The following is a 221-nucleotide window of genomic DNA, read 5'->3' on the forward strand; positions in this document are numbered from 1 at the left end:
GAGATGTTGTACAATGTGAAAACGATCCAGAACGATTTTAGCCTTTGGAAATAGTTTTCTGGCAATATCGTAGTAGAGACTAAACATGTCCATTGTAATGATCTTGACGCGACTTCTTACCTCTCTGGAATAGCGCAGAAAGTGATTGCGAATCGTTACTTGTGTCCGTCCATCTAAGATAGCTATGATCTTTCTGGAATCAAAATCCTGTGCAATGAAGC

Annotated in this window: 1 protein-coding gene; it reads right to left on the reverse strand. The window is 39.8% G+C overall.

Features of this window, described 5'->3' with window-relative positions:
* Positions 1-221 (reverse strand): transposase (locus STRDD04_RS10405; protein ID WP_197460110.1); only part of this gene is annotated, 221 nt, incomplete at both ends.

Source organism: Streptococcus sp. DD04 (assembly GCF_001578725.1).
Classification (GTDB): Bacteria; Bacillota; Bacilli; order Lactobacillales; family Streptococcaceae; genus Streptococcus; species Streptococcus sinensis.